The 3239-nt window shown below is 70.5% G+C and carries 3 protein-coding genes; 2 read left to right on the top strand and 1 reads right to left on the bottom strand.

The genetic code is table 11. From position 1 onward, the window contains the following. Positions 1 to 522, bottom strand: a 522-nt coding sequence (locus tag C3488_RS39410; protein ID WP_181139385.1) for an acyl-CoA dehydrogenase family protein, incomplete at its 3' end; no start/stop codon positions are given. Positions 523 to 990: 468 nt separating this feature from the next. On the opposite strand from C3488_RS39410, the gene C3488_RS39415 reads away from it, so the two are divergent. Further along, positions 991 to 2004 carry a LacI family DNA-binding transcriptional regulator gene (locus tag C3488_RS39415; protein ID WP_103845609.1) on the top strand — a complete coding sequence of 338 codons (1014 nt, stop codon included), beginning with the start codon at positions 991 to 993 and terminating at the stop codon, positions 2002 to 2004. Positions 2005 to 2150: 146 nt separating this feature from the next. Beyond that, a partial coding sequence (locus tag C3488_RS39420) for a TIM-barrel domain-containing protein (RefSeq protein WP_308460721.1) occupies positions 2151 to 3239 on the top strand: 1089 nt, incomplete at its 3' end.

The following is a 3239-nucleotide window of genomic DNA, read 5'->3' on the forward strand; positions in this document are numbered from 1 at the left end:
CGCGGAGATGTCGGTGCGGGCGCAGCGCGGCAGGAACGTCTCCTTCTGCTCCCGCGTGCCGAACAACTTCAGCGGCTGCGGTACTCCGATCGACTGATGCGCGGACAGCAGCGCGCCGATCGCGGGGCTCGCCGAGCCGACGAGGGCGAGCGCCTTGTTGTAGTACACCTGGGTGAGGCCGAGACCGCCGTACTTCGTGTCGATCTTCATGCCGAAGGCGCCGAGCTCCTTGAGCCCGGTGATCGTCTCGTCGGGGATCCTGGCCTCGCGCTCGATATGGGCGCCGTCGATGTGCGTCTCGCAGAAGTCGCGCAGCTTGGCGAGGAACTCCTCGCCGCGCTGCACGGCCTCCTCGGCGGGCATCGGGTGGGGGTGGATGAGGTCGAGCCGGAAGCGGCCGAGGAACAGTTCCTTGGCGAAGCTGGGCTTGCGCCAGTCCTGCTCGCGCGCGGCCTCCGCGACCTGGCGGGCCTCACGCTCGGTGACCGTCGGCTTGGGAGTGGGGGCTGTTGGTGCGGTCATGAGGCTCACCTCGCCGCGAAGAGGGATGTTGGGTGCGTACGCCACCCAAGGCGCCAGACGACGACCAAGGGCGCCGTACGGCTGTCTTGCGGGCGTACGTTACTGACCGGTGCTACTCGATCGTTGGTACCCCGATCCGGGCAAGGTCACCAGTCCTCGCGCAGCGACCGGCCGCGGAAATTCGCTCAGCCGGCGTCCACCGGGTACGCCCGGGTGTCAAGTCGCCGCGTCCCCGAAGGCCTTGCATCCAGGGGCCTTCCGGGGGACTGTTCGGATGTGCCCGTACAGTGGCCACCCAGAGGCCGGTGAGCCCGCTGCGGCACTCGGTGAATTTGGTTTAGTCGTCGAAGCGCTTCGACAACCTATGGACAGTCCAGTCACGCCGAGCTACTGTCGATCCACCCACGTACGCCCCCGTTTCGCAACGCGCACACTGTCGAAGCGCTTCACTCAAGCTTGGAGAGCTGGATGGTCACCCTCGCCGAGGTCGCCCAGCACGCCGGAGTGTCGGCGAGCACGGTGAGCTATGTCCTCAGCGGCAAGCGGTCCATCTCCGCGACCACCCGGCAGCGGGTCGAGCGGAGCATCCGGGAGCTCGGCTACCACCCGAACGCCGGGGCGCGCGCCCTGGCGAGCAACAAGTCGAACATCATCGCGCTGATGATCCCGCTCCGCACCGACATGTACGTGCCGGTGATGATGGAGATCGCCATCGCCGTGGCGACCACCGCTCGCGCTCACGGCTACGACGTCCTGCTGCTCACCGGCGAAGAAGGCCCGGACGCGGTGCGCCGGGTCACGGGCAGCGGCCTCGCGGACGCCATGATCGTCATGGACGTCGAACTGGACGACGAGCGACTGCCCTTGCTGCGTGAGACGGACCAGCCGTCGGTGCTCATCGGCCTGCCCGCCGATACCTCCGGACTGACCTGCGTGGACCTCGACTTCGGGGCGACCGGCGCGCTGTGCGCCGAGCACCTCGCGAACCTCGGCCACCGTGACATCGCTGTCATCGGCGAGGCGCCCGCCGTCTACGAACGGCACACCGGCTTCGCGGAGCGCACCCTCGACGGCCTCAGGTCCCACTCCCGGGAGCTGGGCCTCAGGGTGCTGCACCGCCCCTGCGAGGGCGGGTACGACGCGATGGCCGTGACGCTGGCCCGGATCCTGGACGAGCGGCCGGGCACCACCGGTTTCGTCGTGCAGAACGAGTCCGCGGTCGAACCGCTGCTCGCACTGCTGCGCCAGCAGGGCCGGGCCGTCCCCGAGGACGTCTCGGTGGTCGCCGTCTGCCCGGACCAGGTCGCCACCCAGGCGTCGGTGCGGCTGACGTCCGTCGCCATCCCCGCGCAGGAGATGGGCCGGCGCGCGGTCGAACTTCTCGTCGCCAAGCTGGACGGCCACGGCACGGACGAAGTGGTGCTGCTCCCACCGGAGCTCACGGTACGGGCGAGCACCGGCCCGGCGCCGTCCGCCCCCTGACCCCGGCTGCGCACCACACTCCGCGCCGTGCCCGTCGGGCACCCACGCCGTACTCCGCCAGGCGCCTGCCGTTCCCGGCGCCTGAAGTTCCAGGCACCTTCCTGTCTGCACTCTTCCAGGAGCAGCCCACCGTGAATCAGCCTGCCGTGCATCAGCCTGCCGAAAGCCAGCCCAAGGTCAGCCTCGCCCAGTCCTCCCCCACCGTGGGCACCCTCCGTGAGCGGGAGGGTGCGCTGGAGTGGAGCGGCCGTCAGGAGACCGTGCGCATCGAGCCGTGGGGGCCGGACGCCGTGCGCGTGCGGGCCCGGCTCGGCGGTCCGGTCCTCGACGGGCTGCCGGGCGCCCTGCTCGACGAGCCGCCGGCCGCCGGGAGCAGCGTCAAGATCGAGGAGGGGCGCGGACGGCTCACGGTCGGTGCGCTCACGGTCGACGTGGACGCCGCGGGCCTGATCCGCTTCCTGCGCACGGAGGACGGGGGCGAGCTGCTGGCCGAGGACCGCGCCCACTTCTGGTGGCCGGGCCCGCGCCTGTACACGGCCGTCGGCAACGGCCACCACCGTCTGGAGCAGCGTTTCGCCGCGTACGACGACGAGAAGCTGTACGGCCTGGGCCAGCACCAGCACGGGCGGCTCGACCAGAAGGGTCTGGTGGTCGATCTGGTCCAGCGCAACGCGGAGGTCTCCGTGCCGGTGCTGACCTCCAGCCGTGGCTACACCCTGCTGTGGAACAACCCGGCGATCGGCCGTGTGGAGCTGGCGGGCAACGGCACCCGCTGGGTGGCCGACTCGGCCCGCCAGATCGACTACTGGATCACCGCGGGTACCCCGGCCGAGGCGCAGCGCGCCTACAGCGCGGTCACCGGCCGCACCCCGATGCTCCCGGAGTGGGCGGCGGGCTTCTGGCAGTGCAAGCTGCGCTACCGCACCCAGGACGAACTCCTCGCCGTGGCCCGGGAGTACAAGCGGCGGGGCCTGCCGATCGACGCGATCGTGTGCGACTTCTTCCACTGGACGCACCTGGGCGAGTGGAAGTTCGACCCGAAGGAGTGGCCGGACCCGGCGGCGATGGTGCGGGAGCTGGAGGAGCTCGGCATCAAGCTGGTCGTGAGCGTCTGGCCGTCCGTGTCGCCACTGAGCGAGAACCACCCGGTGATGGAGCAGCGCGGCTACTTCATCGGCACCCAGTACGGTCCTCTGGCGCACGCCGACTGGCCCGACAAGGAGGTCGCCTCCACC

This window comes from Streptomyces sp. Ru72, from assembly GCF_002920635.1.
Taxonomy (GTDB): Bacteria; Actinomycetota; Actinomycetes; order Streptomycetales; family Streptomycetaceae; genus Streptomyces.

Excerpts from the sequence above, each read along its gene's own strand:
- C3488_RS39415 (WP_103845609.1), top strand. The coding sequence starts at position 991 with ATGGTCACCCTCGCCGAGGTCGCCCAGCACGCCGGAGTGTCGGCGAGC.